This window comes from Pseudoalteromonas sp. '520P1 No. 423', assembly GCF_001269985.1.
Lineage (GTDB): Bacteria > Pseudomonadota > Gammaproteobacteria > Enterobacterales > Alteromonadaceae > Pseudoalteromonas.
Window position 1 is genome coordinate 2,464,546 of sequence record NZ_BBZB01000001.1, and the last position, 21,938, is coordinate 2,486,483.

Here is a 21,938-nt window from a genome sequence, read left to right on the forward strand (position 1 = left end):
GCATCTATGCATGCAAAGCTTCTCCTGCAAGTTCGGTGTTGACAGGTTAATATTGCATTTGGTTTTGTAGTTTTCCTTTAGGTTTATACCTATTTAGACAATTAGTTTCATTATAATGTCATAATTGTAAAAGCTAATGTACGATAGTCCTGCCGTTTTACATCTACGAAAATTTTATTTTGGCTATTTTTTTTGACTAAGATGCTTTAGTAGCGCAGAATAGCCGCGTTTTGATACATTATAACATTTTTATGAGTCACATTAAAAACAAGAATATTTTATTAGGGATACTATGAATAAATTTAAAAAACTCTTAATGTTGCCAGTTGTGGCATTAAGCAGTACGGCTGTATTAGCCGATGAAGGTATGTGGCAACCAAACCAATTACCTACAATTGCAAAAGAGTTAACTAACGCAGGTTTAAAGTTAAATCCAAATGATTTAACAGACTTAACTGGCTTTCCTATGGGCGCAATTGTTAGCCTTGGTGGTTGTACTGCTTCTTTTGTTTCAGATAAAGGATTAGTTGCCAGTAACCATCACTGTGTTTATGGCTCAGTTCAATACAACTCAACTGCTGAAAATAACTTACTTAAAAATGGTTTTTTAGCTAAAAGTTTTAACGAAGAATTACCTGCAACACCTGGTAGCCGTATTTATGTTACTGAAGAAATTACTGAAGTAACTAAGTCGGTAAAAGCTGGTATTACTGACAATATGCCAGGTAGCGATCGTTATAAAGCAATTGATACAAATTCTAAAAAACTAGTAGCTGAATGTGAAAATGATGACAGATACCGTTGTAGTGTTGTTAACTTTCATGGTGGTTTAGAGTATTACTTATTTAAACAATTAACTATTCGTGATGTACGTTTAGTACATGCGCCAGCAAGCAGTGTTGGTAAATACGGCGGTGATATTGATAACTGGATGTGGCCACGTCATACGGGTGATTACGGTTTTTACCGTGCTTACGTTGGAAAAGATGGTCAACCGGCAGATTTTCATAAAGACAATGTACCTTACGAACCAAAACACCACTTAAAAGTAAATAAGAGCAGTGTTGATGACGGTGATTACATCATGGTACTTGGTTACCCTGGTAGAACAAACCGTTACCGCACAGCTTATGAAGTAGAAAATACTTTTTCGTGGACTTACCCGCAAGCTAAAGCATACCGTGAAGAAATTATTGATTTAATTCATACACATTCTGAAGTAGGTAGTGAAGCACGCATTAAGTACGAAAGTACATTAGCAAGCCTTGCTAACTATGCAAAAAACTATGGCTCTATGATCCACAGTTATAACAAAGGTACTTTTTTACAACGTAAGCAAGACTTAGAAGAAAATCTAGCTAAGTGGTTAAAGAGTAGCTCTAAACGTAATGCACAATATGGTGAAGCTTTATCTGGTTTAAATAAACTTATTAAACAAGATGACAAGCAACAAGCTCGCGACTTAATCTTAGGTTACATGCGTTATAGCAAAATGTTATCTACTGCTAATAAGTTACACCGTTTAGCTATTGAAAAACAAAAACCAAATCTTGAGCGTGAACGTGGTTATCAAGAGCGTGATTTAGCCCGTTTTGAGCAAGGCATGAAATCAGTTGACCGTCGTTATGACGAAAATATCGACCAAGAAATCCTTGTGGCTATGTTAAAGCACTATGTTACTTTACCTAAAGCAGATCGCCTTAAGTCTTACGATAAATTCTTTGGTTTAAATAATGTTACAGCTGAAAACTTTAACGAGAAAAAGCTTCGCAAAAAGTTAAGCAAAATTTATAAGAAAACGACACTTAATTCTCAAGAGCAACGTTTAGCATTGATGGGTAACTCTGTTTCTGATTTCAAAAACAGTAATGACCCATTTGTTCAGTTAGCTGTATCTAGCTTTAAAGAGCGTAAAGCGATTGAAGATGCTTCAAAAGAGTTAGCGGGTAATATTCAAGCTTACCGTCCTAAATATATGGAAGCATTAATTGCTTACTTTAATGATAAAAACCTACCAGTATACGCTGATGCAAACAGCACACTACGTATCACATACGGTAATGTTAAAGGGTATTCTCCACAAGATGGTTTAACTGCTACACCTTATACAACGCTTGAAGGTATTGTTGCTAAAGATACGGGCATCGCTCCATTTGATGCACCTAAAAAGCAATTAGACTTAATCAACAAAAAACAGTACGGTGAGTACGCTAAACCTGCAATTGGTTCAGTACCAGTTAACTACCTAGGTACTTTAGATATTACAGGTGGTAACTCTGGTTCACCAACACTTAACGACAAAGCTGAATTTGTTGGTCTGGTTTTTGATGGTGTTTACGAAAGTATTATTGGTGATTGGGATTACGATCCTAAGTTAAACCGTTCAATTCATGTTGATGTTCGTTATATGCTTTGGGTTATGGAGCACATTGATGGCGCAACTAACCTAATTGAAGAAATGGATATTGTTGAGTAATTTTTAGATTAAGGTTCCCGTCAAAATCCGGCTATATGCCGGATTTTTTTGTTTTAAAACCTGGTTTAATTTAAACAATATTATTAATAGAGGAGAGGGTTGAAGATTTGCCTTAGGCTAATATTTTTATAAAACTAAATGTATTTTATAACGTGACTATTTTATTAATATTTATTTTAACCAGTACTTAGATTCAATCTGGTTTGATTTTTCGGATAAATGATTGTTTTCTAAGTTAATCCAATTTCTATTTGGTTGGTTAATAAATTTTAATCCACTAATAATTACAGGGTGATGATTAAAATAGTTTAAAAAACTGCCATCATTATATGCGTTTTCTAATCCCAAATTAATAATCTTGGCAAGTTTTGTATTATGTTGTCCAACAAAGAAAAACGAAGGTAATCGATAAGAAAATAATAAATTTGGTTCAATGATAAGTGAGGGGTGTGATTTTACTACTATGTCATGCTCTGCTTGTATTTCGTGTGCTGCACGCGATATCGCATCAAAACGGCCACCTGCTAACATTGTAAATAGGTCATGATAAGCAGCTGTAATTACTCTAAGATCAGCATCTCTCATTATAGGTTCATCTGCCCAATCAAAACCTAGCCCAAAGTTAATGTTTGTTAATTGCTGTACTTTAGTTACATTTGCGAACGACAACATAGAAGTTTTAGTTGTCATCATTACTCTATAGCCCATTAAACCACGAAATACCGGGATGTAAATCGCTAACAATTGGTCCTCTTTGTATTTTGAAGTGCCCATAAATGCTAAATTAACAGGGCCATTTTTATTTAAACTGTTAATTAATCGCGCATGAGACATATCTTTTTCAATAACTGCATTCATTTTATATGGATAGCCACTTTTATTTAAAGCTAGTTTTAATAACCCTATCCAATAATCTTCATCGGCAGATAATTTATTTTTTACTGTTCTTTGATAATAGCGAACTTGAATTGGTTGAGTTTGGTTAGTTATTAAAGGGTCATTGATAGTAGCGCTAACATGCGAGCTTGTTAATGAGGTTATATAGAGTATTAAAACAACGCTTAATGGATTTACCTGCATTAACTCTCACCTGATTAAATTAAGCTTATTGGTAAATTTTAGCAAAAGAGTGAATTAAAGGACAATAAATGCAATTTTAAAATTACTTTTTATACCGATATGTTTAATTTTATAAAATAATTGGTTGTTTATTGATCTAAAACATATGTATGAATAAGTATTAAAATTGGATTGTGCTTTTTAGTTTCCACATAAACAACCAGCTATAAGTAAAGTCATAAAATTGCTTTAGTTGAATTTGTTGTTTGTAATAAATGACTATAACTTTCGAGTTGAATTTGATTTTGACGAAATAAATGCTTTTATTTAATACATATACCTTTTTTGAGTGTTGTATATGCGTCATACACTGTTTACAGAAGATTTATTAGACATCCCCGTTCCTTATAATGTACCTACATTAACTCATGAAACACCTGAACTTAATAAAAACTATTGGATTATTGATGATTTCTTTAGTCATAAAGATGCCATTGCAATTGCGAATCAATGTTTAAACAAAGATAAAAAGAAATGGAAGTTAGGCAGCCCATATACCAATGAACTTTGGCCTGGTATGCGTGCAGCTAAAGCACTTAAAAAGGCACAACTAGAAAAAGTAGAGGCTTGGATAAAAAGTAAAATCAATAAAGACAAAATATGGGTAGTCGAAAGTGACGATGTTATTGTTGATTCAAACACTGCAATTTTAGTAGGTGCGAAAGAGGGGAAATCGCGGCCACACGTAGATAATCGTAAGTTATGTAAATATGGCGCTGTTTTATATTTGAATCAAAATCCCGCACCAGATTCTGGCACTTCATTTTATAGATTAAAATATGCAAATGGTGCTGCTGGTGGAAATTTAGTACAAGATCCCTATAAAAATTTAGTTGATGCTTTACATACTCAAGCATTACCATCTGATGCCTGGTATGTAGATCACAGTATTGAAAATAAATTTAATAGATTAATTTTGTTTAAAGGTAATATGGTACATAGCGCGAGTAGTTATTTTGGAACCGATAAAAGAGATAAGCGTTTGGCAGTTACATTTTTTTATATGTCGGAATAATTAGGGTTATGAGTTAATAGTTAAATAGTGAAGTTTTGTTGGTTGGCCTTTAGGCTGACTGGGCGAATTTTGATGGCCCTTGAAAAGCTAAAGCTTCTCCTACAGGTTTTGAGATTTATTTGTAGGTTGGCCTTTAGGCTGACTGGGTGAATTTTGATGGCCCTTGAAAAGCTACCGATAACTGCTCCTACGTTGTTATTGTAATGAAATATATACTTTTTAGCCTTGCTTACAATATTTTGTTTTTATGTTTACTTTTGAAAGGCTAAAGCCTCTCCTACAAGTTTAGTGTTTCCGGTTAAATATTGTTTTTGTTTATTTGTAGGTTGGCCTTTAGGCTGACTGGGTGAATTTTGATTGCCCTTGAAAAGCTACCGATAACTGCTCCTACGTTGTTATTGTAATGAAATATATACTTTTTAGCCTTGCTTACAATATTTTGTTTTTATGTTTACTTTTGAAAGGCTAAAGCCTCTCCTACAAGTTTAGTGTTTCCGGTTAAATATTGTTTTTGTTTATTTGTAGGTTGACCTTTAGGCTGACTGGGCGAATTTTGATGGCCCTTGAAAAGCTAAAGCTTCTCCTACAGGTTTTGAGGTTTATTTGTAGGTTGGCCTTTAGGCTGACTGGGTGAATTTTGATGGCCCTTGAAAAGCTAAAGCTTCTCCTACAGGTTTTGAGATTTATTTGTAGGTTGGCCTTTAGGCTGACTGGGTGAATTTTGATGGCCTCTGAAAAGCTAAAGCTTCTCCTACAGGTTTTGAGATTTATTTGTAGGTTGGCCTTTAGGCTGATTTTTTTACAAGCGAGGCTGAATCTATGATTATTTTTGATAGGGATAACTTTTATTTTGAATGATATATATACAAATCAGTATTTTAAATGTGCAGCTTAGTTATTTTTGTAGTGTAAAGCTCACTTAAATCATATAAAATCATCTTATATAGTGTTATTCCACCAATTTTTAGTAGTGGAGTTGAACTATTACCGAGTAGAATACAGGGCTGATTTTTCTAGGTCGAACTAAAAACACTGATTTAATTCAAACTGTTTTAATATCGCTGGAACAAATCGGTAGGCTCATCAATATGATTCTATATTTAAAAAAGTTAATCTAAAAGTATAGCCAACTGGCACTTTTAGATAGCTACGGAGATGACTCATGAAAGTACGTGCATCCGTTAAAAAGATTTGCCGTAATTGTAAAGTTATTAAACGTGCCGGTGTTGTACGTGTAATTTGCATAGAGCCTAAGCATAAGCAAAGGCAAGGTTAATTAAGAAATCGTGCAGTCTAAGCTAACTATTTATATATAAGTAGCTTGGTCTGTTTATTTAGATGATTTGGTCATTAGTTGGGTATCCTAACGGGCTTTCCAACAAATTGATTACCAGATCCAAATTAGGAGATGTGTTAGTGGCCCGTATTGCTGGCATTAACGTTCCTGATCATAAACACGCAGTAGTAGCTATTACTGCCATTTATGGTGTTGGTACAACTCGCGCTAAATCAATTTTAGCTGCGACAGGAATCGCTGAATCTACAAAGATCAGTGAACTAAATGAAGAAACACTTGATCAACTTCGTGAAGAAGTAGGTAAGTACACTGTTGAAGGTGATCTTCGCCGTGAAGTTACTTTAAATATCAAACGTCTTATGGACCTTGGTTGTTATCGTGGTCTTCGTCACCGTCGCTCTTTACCACTACGTGGTCAAAGAACTAAGACTAACGCGCGTACTCGTAAGGGTCCACGTAAGCCTATCAAGCGATAAGGGATATAGATTATGGCTAAAGCACCAGTTCGTCGTAAGAAGGTAAAAAAACAAGTTGCTGATGGTATGGCTCATGTTCATGCTTCTTTCAACAACACTATTGTAACTATTTCAGATCGTCAAGGTAATGCTTTATCTTGGGCAACTGCAGGTGGTTCAGGTTTCCGTGGTTCACGTAAATCTACGCCATTCGCTGCACAGGTTGCTGCTGAGCGTGCAGGTAATGCCGCTAAAGAATACGGTTTGAAAAACCTTGAAGTATTTATTAAAGGTCCAGGTCCAGGCCGTGAGTCTGCTGTTCGTGCATTAAATGCTGCTGGTTTTAGAATTACAAACATTACTGACGTGACGCCGATACCACACAATGGTTGTCGTCCACCGAAGAAACGTCGCGTATAACAATAGGTTAGGAGAAAGAACATGGCTAGATATTTGGGCCCTACGCTCAAGCTAAGTCGTCGTGAAGGTACTGACCTGTTCCTTAAGAGCGGCGTTAGAGCTATCGACTCTAAGTGTAAATTAGAGACTGCACCTGGTCAGCATGGCGCTCGTAAGGGTCGTCTATCTGATTACGGTTTACAATTACGTGAAAAGCAAAAAGTACGTCGTATGTACGGTGTATTAGAAAAGCAATTCCGTAATTACTACAAAGATGCTGCACGTATCAAGGGTAATACAGGTGAAAACTTGTTACAACTTCTTGAGCAACGTCTTGATAATGTTGTATATCGCATGGGTTTTGCAAGTACACGCGCTGAAGCACGTCAACTTGTATCTCACAAAGCGATTATGGTTAATGGTCGTGTTGTTAACATTCCTTCATTTCGTATCACTGCAGAAGACACTGTTGTGATCCGTGAGAAGTCGAAAAAACAATCACGTATCATCGCTGCGCTAGAGTTGGCTTCACAACGTGAAAAACCAACTTGGGTTGAAGTAGACAATAAAGCACTTGAAGGCGTATTTAAACGTCTACCTGAGCGTTCTGATCTGTCTGCAGAAATAAATGAACAGCTAATCGTCGAACTTTACTCGAAGTAAAGTTAAGAGTTAAGAGAGGATAAAAATGCAGGGTTCTGTAACCGAATTTCTAAAGCCAAAACTAGTTGCTATTGAAGCAGTTAGCCCAACGCGTTCTAAAGTAGCATTAGAGCCATTAGAGCGTGGCTTTGGTCATACACTTGGTAATGCTTTACGTCGTATATTGTTATCATCCATGCCAGGATGTGCAGCTACTGAAGTTGAAATTGATGGCGTATTGCACGAAAACAGTACAAAAGAAGACGTTCAAGAAGACATCATCGACATTTTACTTAATCTAAAAGGCCTAGCGGTTACTTTAGAAGATGAAGTAAATGATGTGTTTATTACGTTGACTAAATCAGGCAAAGGTCCTGTAACTGCGGCAGATATTCAGCACGATGGTACAGTAGTTATTGCTAATCCTGATCATGTTATTTGTAATTTAACAACAGATAGCAGTTCGGTTAACATGAGAATTCATGTTGAACGTGGTCGTGGTTATGTACCAGCGGCAAGCCGTTTATCCTCTGAAGGCGATGAGCGCCCAGCTGGTGTATTGTTGCTTGATGCATCATATAGCCCAGTTGAGCGTATTGCGTACTCGGTTGAATCAGCGCGTGTAGAACAGCGTACAGATTTAGATAAGTTAATTATCGACATGGAAACTAATGGTACTTTGGATCCAGAAGAAGCGATCCGCCGTGCTTCAGCCATTATGGCTGATCAGCTAGATGCATTTGTTGATGCACGTGAAATAGCTGCACCAGAAGAGAAAGATGAGAAGCCTGAATTCGATCCAATTCTTCTTCGTCCTGTTGATGATCTTGAGCTAACTGTTCGTTCTGCGAACTGTTTGAAAGCCGAACAAATTCAATATATTGGTGATTTGGTACAATGTACTGAAGTTGCACTTCTTAAAGCGCCTAATTTAGGTAAGAAGTCTCTAACTGAAATCAAAGATGTATTAGCTTCACGTGGTCTTTCTCTAGGTATGCGCCTAGAAAACTGGCCACCTGCAAGTCTAGCTGAATAATCCAAATCACTGGATAAATTTATATATAAGGATAGGTCATGCGCCATCGTAAGAGTGGTCGTCAATTAAACCGTAACAGCAGTCATCGTAAAGCGATGTTCAGCAATATGGCGGGTTCACTGGTGAAGCACCAAATCATCAGAACAACTTTGCCTAAAGCAAAAGAGTTACGTAGTGTAATTGAACCTTTAATCACGCTAGCTAAAACTGACAGTGTTGCAAATCGTCGTTTAGCATTTGCTCGTACACGTGATAAAGAAGTTGTTGGTATTTTATTTAACGAGCTTGGTCCTCGTTTTGCAAACCGTCCAGGTGGCTACACTCGTATTCTTAAGTGTGGTTTCCGTACAGGTGATAAAGCACCAATGGCTTACATTGAACTAATTGATCGCCCAGCGACTGAAGAAGTTCAAGAAGAAGTACAGTCAGCAGAATAAATCTTAAATTAGCTTTATAGCTTAATTTAAGTTAAAAACCGAGTTCATTGAACTCGGTTTTTTTATGTTCGAAATTCTATAAATTAACGATTCCTTTAAATATCAAACGTTGCTAATTATTACGTTTTTAATCACTTATTGGTTATTCACATCAAAACATATGTATACATTTATAATAAATCTATAATTAACAGATAGAGATTGATTGACACGATTTCTGTTTTATTTTTTTCAGTTTTACGAACAAATAAAAACATACAGAGAAAAGTCATGAATAAAAAAATATAAATAACAACATGTTTATTGTCATTGATGATTTACAAAACAAGTGCCATTACTTCAGAACAAAAATCAGAAGTTAAATCAGCTTTAAAGCAGTTAACGGACTTAAATAAGTTAAAGGGAAGCCAATTTGTAGCGATTGTAGATGAAAATGGATTAGCAATGTTTGAAGCATATTCTGCTTCAGGTGAACCTATAAAATTAGATAGACAATTTATGGTTGCCTGACATACTAAATCAATTAGCAGTCACTTAGCTGACGCTCCTGAGAATTTAAAAATAGTATCAGTTACAAATTTACCTGACTGTTTATTAGGGAATTACAAAAATGATAAAGGTTGGCCTACTCAACACATTTATGCAGAAGATAATGTTACGTTGAAAAATGGTTCATTAGCGTACTCTAAAATATAAATTAATTTATTTGCTAAAAACAAAAACACCGCTATTTCGCGATGTTTCATGGTTGAAGTTTGGTATTAAGTTTTATCAAATTTTCAGCCTTCTTTATTTTGCTGTTAGAGCATAAGTTGCACTCATTATAGTAACTGCGATGACAGAACCAATTGCTACAGCTGACGCCATACCATTAAATGTTAAAACGCTCATTACCATGCCGCCTAAAACGCTTGTTACTAATAATTCGCTATTGCTTGAAGTGTTCATAATATATCCCTTAAATTTCATGTTTTTCAGTATGCTAGTCGTTGTTGTAACTAGCTGTTGAATGAATAATAGGGCAGTATTACAGTTATGTTTTAAAGTTTATGATGTGCGGTAAATATTGATGACATCGGGTTAAATATGGTGATTAGTGTTCAGCTCAGCAATGATGATTTGCAGTTTGATTATGAAATAACAGATAATACTCGCATATTTAAAAACGATAATTTAATACAATGATAAAAAAACATATTGGCTTTGCACTTAATATTTTAGCGATAGCACTTTTTATTCCTGGCATATATTTTCCTATGTTCTCATTAAATATGGATATGGCTGTTAATGTTGCAAATACGAGCTTAACTTCAGATTTGGTGAATAAACAACTCTCATTAATTGAAACCATTCAAGAGTTATATCAAGACGACAGAATGTTCGTAGCGTTATTGATTCTGTTATTTTCTATTTGTATTCCATTAATTAAAACCTTGTTAGTGAGTTTTGCTTACTTTAAACGTAATACAGTACTTGAAGCTAAAATTTATGAATTTGTGAGTAAAATTGGTAAATGGTCTATGGCTGATGTATTCATTGTTGCGATATTTTTAGCTGTGCTTTCTACAAATCATGCTGAAACGGCTAACAATCAAGCATTAGTTATATTTGGATTTCAGATGGAACTTATGATCTCTAGTCGAACCTTATCAGCAGTAGGGCAAGGGTTTTATTATTTTGTAGGTTATTGTTTGCTTTCTTTATTAGCAACACAAATAAGTTTTAGTAGTTTAACTGTTAAGGCTTTTGATATTACCCAAGTTGGTATACAAAAAAATTAGTTGGTTAGAGCCAAAACTAGAATTTAGTTTTGGCTGCATTCATTACTATTGCATCAACCACATTTTAGCTTGTCGAGGTGGTAAGTAAAACTTGTGCCATTGCGATGTCACATATTGCACTTCAGTAGGGTTTAGCACATTTATATAATTACGATACCAATATAAATTATGGTTTGCTGTGTCTACCCATACGTCTTGACCTGAACCACATTTATTAATACCTACAATTCCAGCATGATCTCGTTTAAATAAAATCATACAGTCATTAAAAGCGATTATCTGCATGTCATGATCTTTAACTTCATTATGAAATTTAACCATAGCTTTAATATCTTCGCGTTTATATAAATCTAACCAGCGATTACCATCATTACTTTCATTATGATCTGAATACATCATCGGTACACCACCGTCTCTACCAAGAATGTACGCATTAGCAAGCATTTCATCAACGGGATCTAAAATTTGATATCTAAATCCAACGTTAGTCGGTATATCATGTGTTATTGAAAAAGTGATAGATCTGTTTTTAGGTAAAGCTTGGCCATAAGCAATTGGGTCAACTAATAAATTCATTGAACCACCAAAACCTAAAGCATTTCTTAATGATGCAAATAATGGGAAATCATATGCGCTGTGATCAGTTTGAGACAGGTATGGTGCTAAAAAATTATCATAACTGTCATCACCAGCACCACTAGAAGTGATAATTTCACCGAATATGTGCATATTTTTTGTAATTTCATCTGTAAATACAGAATTTATATGATAGTTGCTCATGTGTTTTGCAGCGTCAACTCTAAAACCGGATACACCAATTTGTTTTAAAGCTTTAAGGTAAGACTTCTGTTGTTCTACAATTTTGTTGTTTGGATCTAAATCTGGTAATCCGGTATCACCATTTCCACCACATAAACGCCAATATTGAACATGTCCGGGGTTTCCCCAGTCTGTAATACATCCTGCTGGATTAAAGTCGCTTTCATTAATGTAGTTATTTGATAAATTACCGAACAGTTTAATACTATTATAGTAGCTCAAATTACTGGAATATTGTGACAGTATTGTATCTCCAGGATAGTTTAAATCAGCTCTTTTATATGACTCATTTGCCATATGGTTGAAGACAATATCGGCATAAACTTCTATACCTTTGTTTTTAAGAGTCTGTACCATGATTCTAAAATCATTAGTATTCCCTAACGGATTATCAATTAATCTTAAATCTTGAGGTTGGTATCTTGCCCACCATTGATTTCCAGTAGATTTATATGCAGGCGACACTAAAACTTTTTTATATCCAATAGATGAAATTTCATCAGCTTTATCAGTGATATGCGAATAGTTCCAATTAAAAGCATGCAGTATTACATCAGCTTTAATTGATATAGAAAATATTAAACTGATACTTAATAGTAATGGTTTAAATATAGAGTTATCCAACAAAAATTTATTGTACTTCAGCCATAGATACTTACATTTCATAATTATTATCTCTTTTTAGTAAGTTGGTTTTAAAACCGGTATTATGGTGTTGAATAAAGTACAATCCTGTGATTACATTTTTGCAACACCGATGTATTGACGATAAATTAATCGATTAATAAAAGCTATAGACTGCATACGTATGTATAAAAATATTTGTTTAATAGGTTAAATATAAATAACTATGTTAGATGTTGATGTCAGATAGAACTATGGTAGAAAATAAAGATAAGATGAACATATTTAATGTCTGTGTGGTTCGAGTTAAATTTCACTTTTAAAAACAAAAAAGGTAAGACATCAGTCTTACCTTTTGGCCATTTAGTTAAATCTTAATGGGATATTACTGTATAACTTAACAGTTATAGAGCAACGATATTTTCAGCTTGAGGGCCTTTTTGACCATCAGTAACTACAAACTCTACTTTTTGACCTTCAGCTAACGTTTTGAAACCGTCACCTTGAATTGCACTAAAGTGAGCAAAAACATCTGGGCCTGAAGCTTGTTCGATAAAACCAAAACCTTTAGCTTCGTTAAACCATTTTACTGTACCAGTAGTTGTATTAGACATAATAATAATCCTATTCTTTAAAAGTAATTTTGCCCTAGGGCGATGATGCTGGAAGTCTTACTGTTACTTATAAAAAACAGAACGAGGAACATAAAATGTATCTTCGAAATGATATAACATAAATATACTGCGTGCTTTCAATCTGTGCGTATTATATACAATGGGATTGTGAAGTAAAGTGTTTTGTTTAAAAATTAAACAGTATGAGTATTCATAACAATTTTGATCGACTTTATTTTTTAATAAAATTAGCGCGGATAAATCCCCGCCTAGAGAGTGAATGAATTACATACATGTAATAATGTCTGTTTTGTAGGTCGGCCTTTAAGCTAACGATTATAGTAAAGTCTTACAAAAAGTAAGACTTATTCAAGTGGAGCCAGTAGTGCTCCTAATACATCATCGGTTAAACTTAGTTTGTTTTCACTGACTTCTTCAGATAATAAGGCATTTGCAAGTTCGGCTTTATTTTGTTGTATTTTTTGAATCTTTTCTTCGATCGAATTTTCAATAATATACTTGTAAACAAAAACGGGCTTATCTTGGCCAATACGATATGCTCTATCTGTTGCTTGGTTTTCTACGGCAGGATTCCACCAAGGATCAAAGTGAATAACTGTATCGGCCACCGTTAAGTTTAAACCTACGCCGCCTGCTTTTAAGCTAATTAGAAATACAGGCACTTCGCCTTGTTGAAATTTATCAATCTCATGCTGTCTTTTGATTGTTGTCCCCGTTAATTTAGCGAAATCAATACTGGCAGCGGTTAGGGCTTCATCAATTAAGGCTAGCATACTGGTAAATTGCGAAAATATTATTATTTTACGTCCTTCAAGAATCTGTTCAGGTAATGTTTCCATTAAATGATTAAGTTTGGCCGACTGATTTACCTTTTTAGTACCTTTAAGTGATAATAATTTGGGGTGATTACATACTTGCCTAAGCTTTAACAATGCGTCTAATACTTCTATTTGACTGCGATTTAATCCTTTATCTGCAATGATATCTTTTAAGCGTGTATCCATTGCTAAACGCACTGATTCGTAAAGCTCGGCTTGTTTACCTTCAATCCGTAAGGTTTGTATTATTTCTGTTTTCGGCGGGAGCTCAAGGGCGATATTGTCTTTGGTCCTACGTAGAATAAACGGCTTTATACGCTGATTTAATAATGTTTTACGCTCATGGTCGCCATGTTTTTCAATAGGCGTTCTAAAAAGTTTAGTAAACTGTTTTTGACCGCCTAAAAATCCAGGCATTAAAAAATTGAATTGCGCCCAAAATTCACCTAAATGGTTTTCCATTGGCGTGCCGGTCAAACATAATTTATGCTCAGATTTTAGGGTTAAAAAGGCTTGGTATAACTTTGTTTTTGAGTTTTTAATATAGTGTGCTTCATCTAGTATCAAATAATAAAAGTCTTGTTCACTATAATGCGCTAAATCTTTGGTAATGAGCGCATAACTTGTGATAATGATATCTACCTGATTTTCATTTTGTTCAAAACAATCAAAATACTGTTTACGCTTACTGCCATGTAGTACTTGATATGAAAGCTCAGGCGTAAATTTGTCTATTTCATTAGCCCAATTAAATATGACACTAGTAGGCGCGACTATTAATACAGGTTCATTAAGTCTGCCTTGTTGTTTCTCTATTAATAGGTGAGCCAAAGTTTGAATGGTTTTTCCTAACCCCATATCGTCTGCCAAAATACCATTTAATTGATATTCTCTTAAAAACTGTAGCCAGTTTAAGCCTTGTTGTTGATATGTTCTTAAGTTTGCATTTAAACCTTTTGGTACATTAACAGAAGCAACCTGTTGAAAGTTTTTAAGTTTATTAGCCAGTGCTCTTAGTTTACTGGTACCCTTTGATACAAGTCCTTCGTCATCTAATATTGATAATGTTTGATGAGCTTGGAAGCGCGATACTTCGAGTGTGCCGTCTTTATTTAAAGCATTTGGCATAAAGAGTTCAATAAACTGTTTTAAGATTGGCTGTACACTTTTATAGCGTAACGCGATAAATTTTCCATTTTCTAGATCAACATAAATTGGAGAATCAGGTGCTATTAGTTGATCTTTGTCTCGGTCAAGCAATGCAGATTTTGGCAGTTGATCAATTGCACTGAGTAAAATAGGAAACGCAGGCATTTTTTTACCATCTATGCTTAAATTCAACCCTAAAGAGAAGAAGTCATGATCATCAGTCTCTATAACTTCTGCATCAAATACGCTATCTGTTGGTAGAGACTTGTAATAAAAGTCCTCAGCAAAGCTAATATGCCAACCTCGCGCAATTAGTTGTGGTAACTCTTTATCTAAAAAGTGATACCATAATTTTCGACTAGGCATCATCATGGTGAATTTAGCTGATTTATCGGTATCAAAATAGCCTAAATTATTATAACTGTATCGCTTAGGTTGAACTGAAAAGTTTAGATCCGTAAGTTTATCTATCACAATTTTCTCGTATGCCAAGTCGCGATATAGTTTTATATCATTTTCATCTTGTTTCGAGAGTATAATTTTCGTATTTTCATCATGTGGGTTAACTAAGTTTCCTTGATACGAAAAATCGACTTTGACTAGACCTGCTTGAGGATCTGTATTTATAGGCGTAGTGAAATGTAAATATACTTCCGGCTTAGTTAATTCTTGTACGAATTTTGTTTTTGGTTTTGGAAACCGTTGCACAGCTTCACCTAACGATAATGATAGTCTATTCATTATCCATGGTAACTTATCTTCTTCAAATACTGGTGAATTGAGTAAATCAGCTTCAAAATCACATCGTGTATTAGTATTTATTTTACCAAAACAGTTTTGTTGTTCATCATAATAACAAAGTGGTTGTGATTTGATTATTTTAATACTGTCTGATGGCTGTAATAAAACAAGTTGTAGGGTATGTAAATTGTTCTCTAATGCTAACCACTGCCATTGTGCTTCTAGTGGTTCGCCTAAAGTAATTGGCGTATTTAAGTTATCGTCAGTATGCCAAAAGCAACGGTTAGTTTTAATAACAAGCTCATAGATATCAAAATACTTTATATAATCGCCATATTGATTTGTACGCATAAGTTCAGTCAATATCGCAACATCATCATTAGTCGCATAGGGGCTATTTATTAATGCGCTTGATGAATATTCACTATTGAGTGAACGGCTCCAGCCGCCATTTTTTTTAGAGCGGGTAGATTTTATGTTTAATGTTAAATAACCATCTTCATCATAACTATTGGGTTTTAGAAAGTATAACAAGGATTTTTGTAGGCTATTGATTTGATATCTACTAGGCTGCACTTTAAAGTTTTCAAGCCATTTATTTACCTCTCTTTCTGGAGAGGCTAAAATACTATGGTTAAATTGCACATTTATATAATATATTGCTAAAGCTGCGCTATGTTTGCAATCACGACCAACGTAGCAATCACAATATGCTTTAATACTATTATATTGATTATTGTAAACTAAACGTGTTGCATAGCCTTTGTGGTTCGCGCGTTCACTCTTAACATCACCATTAATTGTGTCACCGTTAAGTGTGCAGGACTTTACGCCTTTAGCGTCAAATATTCTGGTTCCTTTGTGCCATTCGTTGTTGGTAAAATGATCTTCAAGTAACTCAGGGGTAAAGGTGATTTTGGCCATAACTCTTTAATTTTTATTGATTGTTAAGATAGATAGTTATTAGTTTAAATTTAGTAATAACTATCAATTACTGCAAAGCGCATACAGAGTTTACAGCTAAAAGGTGATACTTCATATGATAGCTAGGTTATATTGAAGTTATCGGCATCTAAATAAGCAGGAAATGCTTTTTTAAATTCTTCAAGCTTTTCAATATTTATTGTTGTAGTTGTAATATCGCACACATTGTCTTTGGCTTGAAATAATGGTTCACCTGTAAAGTCATATATTGCAGTACCGCCTGTGTGAGCAGTTCCATTTCCATCATCTCCAACTCTATTTATACCTACAACATAACTTTGATTTTCCATCGCGCGTGCTTGTAATAATGTATCCCAAACATTGCGTCTTGCGGCTGGCCAATTAGCGACATTTACCATTACATCATAATCATTTGTACTTCGAGCCCAAACTGGGAAACGTAAGTCATAACAGACTAAAGGCAATATTCTTACACCCTTAATTTTAAATATTTCTCGTTTTTCACCCGCTATTACATGAGCACCTTCATTACCAAGTCGGAATAGGTGACGTTTATCATAAAATTTAATCGTGCCATCAGGCCAAACCCAATAAAAACGGTTCATTTTCTTATTGTTATGTTTTACTAAAACACTGCCTGCAATGACTGTATTTAATATCGAGGATTGCTTTATTAACCACGTAATTATAGGCCCGTCGGTTGTATCTTCTGCAACATCAAGGTTAATCGCAAAACCTGTTGCGAATGTTTCAGGTAATAAAATTAAATCTGTATTTTTAATATTTTTGAGTTTGTTTTCGAGTGATAATAAATTTTCAGAGACATTTAACCAATTTATATCTGTTTGAACCGTTGTGATTGTTAAAGTTGACATAAACGCTCCGCAGCATTAATTAATGTATTATCGTTTTTAGCAAAACATAGTCTAATTATTTTATCGCAATGACCTGATTGATTAAATACACTTAATGGGATGGCAGCAACACCATGCTCTTTTGTTAACCAGTGACAAAATTCAACATCATTTGCATCACTTATTGCACTGTAATCTAATAATAAAAAGTAAGTACCGTTACAAGGCAATAATTTAAAACGAGAATCTTGTAGTGCATTAATTAATACATTACGTTTTTGCTGATAGAAATCATTGAGTGCATAAACATGAGTGCTATTTTCATTTATCATATCAGCGATGGCAGCTTGTGCTGGTGTAAAAGAAGAAAAGGTGACATATTGATGTATTTTTCTAAATTCTTTAGTGAGATTTGTTGGTGCAATACAATAACCAAGTTTCCACCCCGTACAGTGAAATGTTTTACCAAAGCTACTGATCACAAAAGCACGTTTTTTTAATTCTTCAAAACTTAAAGCACTTAAATGGGTTTGTTCATCAAAAACAATATGTTCGTATACTTCATCACTGATCAAATATAAGTTGTGTTCGGTTATAATTTTACTTAGATTGTTAATATCTGATTCAGTTAATATCGAGCCAGTGGGGTTATGCGGAGTATTAACAATTATAGCCTTTGTGTTAGGTGTTATGGCTCCAATCACATCATCCCAGTTAACCCTATAAGTCGGTGCTTTGAGTTGTAAATGTATCGCTTTACCACCTGCTAATTCTATTGCCGGCTCGTATGAATCATAAGCCGGATCAAAAACGATAACTTCATCACCGGTTTGTACCAAGGTCTCAATAGCGACAAATAATGCTTCAGTGGCGCCCGAAGTGATAGTCACTTGGTTTGTAGGGTCAATTTTTGCGTTATATTTATTATTTGCTAAATCTGCAATGGCGCTTTGTAATTTTGGTAAACCAGAAGAGGGCGCATATTGATTTAACCCATCACTAATATAATGGTTTATCTTATTTTTAATAAACTCGGGTGTATCAAACTCAGGAAAACCTTGTGATAAGTTTATTGCTTTATATTGGTTCGCGAGTCCTGACATTTCACTAAATATGCTTACTCCAACATTAGGTAATTTTGAATTTATGTTGTTTGTGTTATTCGTATTCATTGCTAAATTACAAAAGTTAGTTTGTTATTTTTGCATTATTACATCATGTTCAGATATTGACTATGATTTGATTGAATTACTATCAGAAATTAGAACGATACACATTAAATTTGGCCCCCGATAAGAAATAAGGGGGCGGTATTTTTGTTATTTGTTTTTAATAAATCACACTTTGGCTAAAATAATATCGTATTGTAGTACATTCTCTACTTCAGTCTTTTTTGCCGTCATCAATGCTTGTTGTTCTTTATTTTTTCTAGTGTACAAACCATCTGTTTTGTTTAGAGCTTGATCGGGGAAGTACAATTGCGTGAGCAGAGATTCATATCCAAGCTTACTGATTTTAAAGTGGATATGCGGTGTTCTTTGATCTGGGCTATTTAAAGGATAAGCACCAGGCATGACGGTTTTAAATCGATATTTACCTTTATTGCCACTTTGTAGAATTGCCCATGATTGAAAGTGCTCATCAATAGGTGCCTCACTATCATCATGGGGATGATGATACTTGCCAAATGTATTTGCTTGCCATAAATCAATTGTTACATCTTCGATTGGGTTTAAATCTTGATCTAATACTTGACCATAAATTTCTATTATTTGGCCTTTGGCTGTACCATTCTTTCCTTTAACCCGTGTTAAGTCTGCATCTTTATCTTTTTGAGGTGTGATTGGGTAAAAAGGGCCTTGCGCATCTTTCGGCGTTGCCATATTCGCTTGTGCTTTAGCGGTAATTACACTTGCTAAAGAACCTAATATTGCTGTCTTTATAAAATTACGACGCTTAATTGATTTCATATGATATGTCCTTATTAACTCTATTTTGACTAGACGGTACGTCATTTGTTAAGTTTAGTTAGTTTTAAGTCAAATCTAGCAATTGCAGTAAATCAGATCTTATTAAAATTCTATTATTTATTTAAATAGAAAAATAATAGAATTAAATTTAATTAAATCAAGGTCTTAAATTTTATTTGTTTGATGTTTTTACGAGGTGTATTTAAAGTGTCTATATATTTTAATGTATTGTTTGAGAATTAGTTGGTTTTATAAGAGGGATAACTTGGGAAATTGATTTATTAAATATAGTTGAAGCGATCAGAGTCTATGCGACTCTTAAAGATCACGTAGGTTAAATATAAACCTAATTGTTTATATTTAATAACTGTCTAGTTATAACCTCTTTCAAAACAATCATCGTCTTGGTTTTGGTTTTTTTCATTCACTGTCGTATTTAACTTCATAATATTTCCTGCCGTACTTTAGATAAAATTTAGTGTGTTGTCGTTTGGTCAAATCTAAATACACCATTATAAATCTTATTTATCACTATATTTATTTGGTGAATACCGAATATTACCTCGGTGAATTTGACAGTTTAAACATACAACAGTTTTTTCTTGATGTACATATTAAATGACCGATTAATATGGGTTTTATTAAGTTTTTTTTAAATATAAATGTTATTTCTGTCATAAAGCAGGTTTTTATTTTAAATTATTTTATTGTGACAATTGTCGCATTAATTCTTGTATTACTGTGACTCTTGTCGCACTATAGTCATAATTTCCACTTAAGAAGAAAAATAATGCAACCTGCAACACAGCCTACAGCACCAGAGTTAGAGATATTGAAACTACTTTGGCATGAAGAACCGCGCACTGCGCGTGAGATCCATGATGAAATTGAGAAAGTTTTTGATTGGAGTTATTCATCTACCCGTAAAACTTTAGAGAGAATGGGTGATAAGGAGTTTATAGAAATTCAAACTCAAGGTAACAAAAAAATATATTTAGCAAAATTAGATAAAATGAAAACTTTAGCAAACTTTGCTCAGGATTTTGCAAAACGTGTATTTGAAATTGATGGACCATTACCGGTAGCAATGTTTACAGATAGTAAGCTGATAGATGATGGTGAAATCGATGATTTAGAAAAATTATTAAACGATTTAGAAAAGTCATCTAAAGGGTAGGAAATCGTCATGTTATATTCTTTAATGATGTCTTTGATCGCATTTGTTATTTTTACTGGTGCGCTTGTTTCAATAACAAATTTGTTTAAAAAAACAGCGCCTAAATTATCTAATTTTTCATTGTTTTGGCATGGGATATTATTTTTATCACTGGTACCATTATTACCCGTTAATAATTTGTCGTCAGAACCAATTATTCCCAGTGTATTACTTAATGATTTTGCGCATTCTAATCAAATTATTGAAAATTCTTACGCGATTTCTAAGAAGGTAACTAGCCATGACTTTAGTCAGTATGGACTTATATTACTAAGTATTTTTATAGGTTTAGGATGCATTTTAAGCCTACAAAAATTTATTTACTCCTGTTTAACTCTAAAACAGTTTTCAAATAGATGCACTAAGGTGTGTGTATCTGATTGGTTTACTACACAAGAACTAAAACGGATAAATAATAATCATATTAAATTAATACAAAGTCAGTTATCTCATTCTCCCTTTATTTTTGGAATATTAAGCTACACCGTAGTAATTCCAAAAAACTTTGCAGCTATGCCATTAGAACAACAAAAGTTATTACTAGCACATGAATTAACACATGCGAAAAGACATGATCCTATTGCTGTATTTATATATCGCTTTTGCTGCTCAATCTTTTGGTTTAACCCTTTTTTAAAAGGTATTGAAAAAGGATTTACCAATGCAATGGAGATCAGCTGTGATGCTGATGTACTTAAAACCTTGCCTAATAAAAAATCTGATTATGCACGTGCTTTACTTTTAAGTTTAAAGTTATACCAAACACAATTAAATATGAGTACATTGACGCATTTTTCAGATCCTAAACACGATAAGTCTATATTCGAGACTCGGATCCGAGCTGCGATGGCAACGAATAACACAAATAAGTTTGAAATATTGCAAAAGCTTTTATTGTTGACGGTATTTATATTGTTAGGTGTTAGCTCTTTTATTACTAAGGCAACATTAAATATCGAACAAATAGCACATGATGTTAATGGCTTAAATGATCTAAAAGGTTTAAAGCCGATAAAAGAAGCCCTCACTATTTCAAATTATTCTAATGTAAATCAAGAATCGGTAGATTTAGTTTCATTAGATTTACAAATTAAAGGATTAAAACCTGTTAAAGAGGCTTGGATCAGCTCTAACTATGAGGAAGTGAATGTATTTAGAGGTGAGAAACTTCATCAAGGTATTGATTTTGCGGCAAAGAAGGGAACAGAAATTACAGCAAGCTTTAGTGGTGTCGTACTGATTGCAAACGATACTAGTCTACACAAAAACTATGGAAAAGTTATTCTAATAAGACATGCTGATAACGAGATGCAATCTTTATATGCACATTTAGACAGCTTTAATGTTATAGCTGGCCAAAGAGTAAAAGAGGGTGATTTCATAGGTACTGTTGGTAATAGTGGTCGTGCAACAGGCCCACATTTGCACTTTGAATTGATTAAACATAATAAACGTTTAAATCCTAATAAATATTTAAATCTTTAAATTCTTTTAATCACAATCCCTAAGT

20 protein-coding genes are annotated in these 21,938 nt (G+C 34.1%); 12 read left to right on the plus strand and 8 right to left on the minus strand.

Translation table 11 applies throughout. The features are described 5' to 3' along the window. Positions 1–292 precede the first annotated feature (292 nt). Positions 293–2,476 (plus strand): S46 family peptidase, encoded by a 2,184-nt coding sequence (locus PSA_RS11240; RefSeq protein ID WP_193216562.1) that lies wholly within the window; start codon positions 293–295, stop codon positions 2,474–2,476. A 171-nt stretch (positions 2,477–2,647) separates the two neighbouring features. Here the strand turns inward: PSA_RS11240 and PSA_RS11245 are convergent, their stop codons facing one another. Continuing rightward, the gene (locus PSA_RS11245; RefSeq protein ID WP_052380250.1) at positions 2,648–3,556 is read right to left on the minus strand and encodes a hypothetical protein; all 909 of its coding nucleotides are present in this window, start codon (positions 3,554–3,556) and stop codon (positions 2,648–2,650) included. Between the two features lie 337 nt (positions 3,557–3,893). Here PSA_RS11245 and PSA_RS11250 point away from each other — a divergent pair, with 337 nt between their 5' ends. The 8 genes from PSA_RS11250 (at position 3,894) to PSA_RS11285 (ending at position 9,386) form a co-directional block, all read left to right on the plus strand. Then, entirely contained in the window at positions 3,894–4,610 is a 717-nt protein-coding gene (locus tag PSA_RS11250) for a DUF6445 family protein (protein WP_042152454.1), read from the plus strand. Positions 4,611–5,772: 1,162 nt separating this feature from the next. Further along, positions 5,773–5,886 carry a 50S ribosomal protein L36 gene (gene rpmJ, locus PSA_RS11255; RefSeq protein WP_059364690.1) on the plus strand — a complete coding sequence of 38 codons (114 nt, stop codon included), beginning with the start codon at positions 5,773–5,775 and terminating at the stop codon, positions 5,884–5,886. Positions 5,887–6,026: 140 nt separating this feature from the next. After that, entirely contained in the window at positions 6,027–6,383 is a 357-nt protein-coding gene (gene rpsM / locus PSA_RS11260) for a 30S ribosomal protein S13 (RefSeq protein ID WP_059364687.1), read from the plus strand. Between the two features lie 12 nt (positions 6,384–6,395). Continuing rightward, positions 6,396–6,782 carry a 30S ribosomal protein S11 gene (rpsK, locus tag PSA_RS11265; RefSeq protein WP_059364684.1) on the plus strand — a complete coding sequence of 129 codons (387 nt, stop codon included), beginning with the start codon at positions 6,396–6,398 and terminating at the stop codon, positions 6,780–6,782. 21 nt (positions 6,783–6,803) lie between these two features. Continuing rightward, positions 6,804–7,424, plus strand: a complete 621-nt coding sequence (gene rpsD, locus PSA_RS11270) for a 30S ribosomal protein S4 (RefSeq protein ID WP_059364677.1) — start codon at positions 6,804–6,806, stop codon at positions 7,422–7,424. Positions 7,425–7,449: 25 nt separating this feature from the next. After that, entirely contained in the window at positions 7,450–8,439 is a 990-nt protein-coding gene (gene rpoA / locus PSA_RS11275) for a DNA-directed RNA polymerase subunit alpha (RefSeq protein ID WP_059364904.1), read from the plus strand. Between the two features lie 38 nt (positions 8,440–8,477). Continuing rightward, positions 8,478–8,876: a 50S ribosomal protein L17 gene (gene rplQ / locus PSA_RS11280; RefSeq protein ID WP_059364906.1), complete on the plus strand. Its 399-nt coding sequence runs from the start codon at positions 8,478–8,480 to the stop codon at positions 8,874–8,876. Between the two features lie 312 nt (positions 8,877–9,188). Beyond that, positions 9,189–9,386 (plus strand): hypothetical protein, encoded by a 198-nt coding sequence (locus tag PSA_RS11285; protein ID WP_042144542.1) that lies wholly within the window; start codon positions 9,189–9,191, stop codon positions 9,384–9,386. Positions 9,387–9,665: 279 nt separating this feature from the next. On the opposite strand, the gene PSA_RS25240 is transcribed toward PSA_RS11285, so the two are convergent. After that, entirely contained in the window at positions 9,666–9,824 is a 159-nt protein-coding gene (locus tag PSA_RS25240; protein ID WP_157575772.1) for a hypothetical protein, read from the minus strand. Between the two features lie 233 nt (positions 9,825–10,057). On the opposite strand from PSA_RS25240, the gene PSA_RS11290 reads away from it, so the two are divergent. Then, positions 10,058–10,657 carry a paraquat-inducible protein A gene (locus PSA_RS11290; protein WP_042144541.1) on the plus strand — a complete coding sequence of 200 codons (600 nt, stop codon included), beginning with the start codon at positions 10,058–10,060 and terminating at the stop codon, positions 10,655–10,657. A 45-nt stretch (positions 10,658–10,702) separates the two neighbouring features. Here the strand turns inward: PSA_RS11290 and PSA_RS11295 are convergent, their stop codons facing one another. The 6 genes from PSA_RS11295 to PSA_RS11320 all read right to left on the minus strand — a co-directional run bounded on the left by PSA_RS11295 (position 10,703) and on the right by PSA_RS11320 (position 19,212). Next, positions 10,703–12,142 carry an alpha-amylase family protein gene (locus PSA_RS11295; RefSeq protein ID WP_082305706.1) on the minus strand — a complete coding sequence of 480 codons (1,440 nt, stop codon included), beginning with the start codon at positions 12,140–12,142 and terminating at the stop codon, positions 10,703–10,705. 362 nt (positions 12,143–12,504) lie between these two features. Next, positions 12,505–12,714: a cold-shock protein gene (locus tag PSA_RS11300; protein ID WP_042144538.1), complete on the minus strand. Its 210-nt coding sequence runs from the start codon at positions 12,712–12,714 to the stop codon at positions 12,505–12,507. Positions 12,715–13,079: 365 nt separating this feature from the next. After that, on the minus strand, positions 13,080–16,367 hold the full coding sequence (locus PSA_RS11305) for a DEAD/DEAH box helicase (RefSeq protein ID WP_042144536.1): 3,288 nt from the start codon (positions 16,365–16,367) through the stop codon (positions 13,080–13,082). 122 nt (positions 16,368–16,489) lie between these two features. Continuing rightward, a complete protein-coding gene (locus PSA_RS11310) occupies positions 16,490–17,263 on the minus strand; it encodes an amidohydrolase (RefSeq protein ID WP_042144534.1) in 774 nt (257 codons plus the stop codon). Continuing rightward, positions 17,251–18,414 carry a methionine aminotransferase gene (locus PSA_RS11315; protein ID WP_042144532.1) on the minus strand — a complete coding sequence of 388 codons (1,164 nt, stop codon included), beginning with the start codon at positions 18,412–18,414 and terminating at the stop codon, positions 17,251–17,253. Before PSA_RS11315 ends, PSA_RS11310 begins: the two co-directional genes overlap by 13 nt. Before the next feature lie 165 nt (positions 18,415–18,579). Continuing rightward, entirely contained in the window at positions 18,580–19,212 is a 633-nt protein-coding gene (locus PSA_RS11320; protein ID WP_042144529.1) for a protocatechuate 3,4-dioxygenase, read from the minus strand. Positions 19,213–20,002: 790 nt separating this feature from the next. Between PSA_RS11320 and PSA_RS11325 the strand changes: the two genes are divergently transcribed. Continuing rightward, a complete protein-coding gene (locus tag PSA_RS11325; protein ID WP_042144527.1) occupies positions 20,003–20,389 on the plus strand; it encodes a BlaI/MecI/CopY family transcriptional regulator in 387 nt (128 codons plus the stop codon). 9 nt (positions 20,390–20,398) lie between these two features. Continuing rightward, positions 20,399–21,913 carry a M23/M56 family metallopeptidase gene (locus tag PSA_RS11330; protein ID WP_052379925.1) on the plus strand — a complete coding sequence of 505 codons (1,515 nt, stop codon included), beginning with the start codon at positions 20,399–20,401 and terminating at the stop codon, positions 21,911–21,913. The last annotated feature ends 25 nt before the right edge of the window (positions 21,914–21,938 follow it).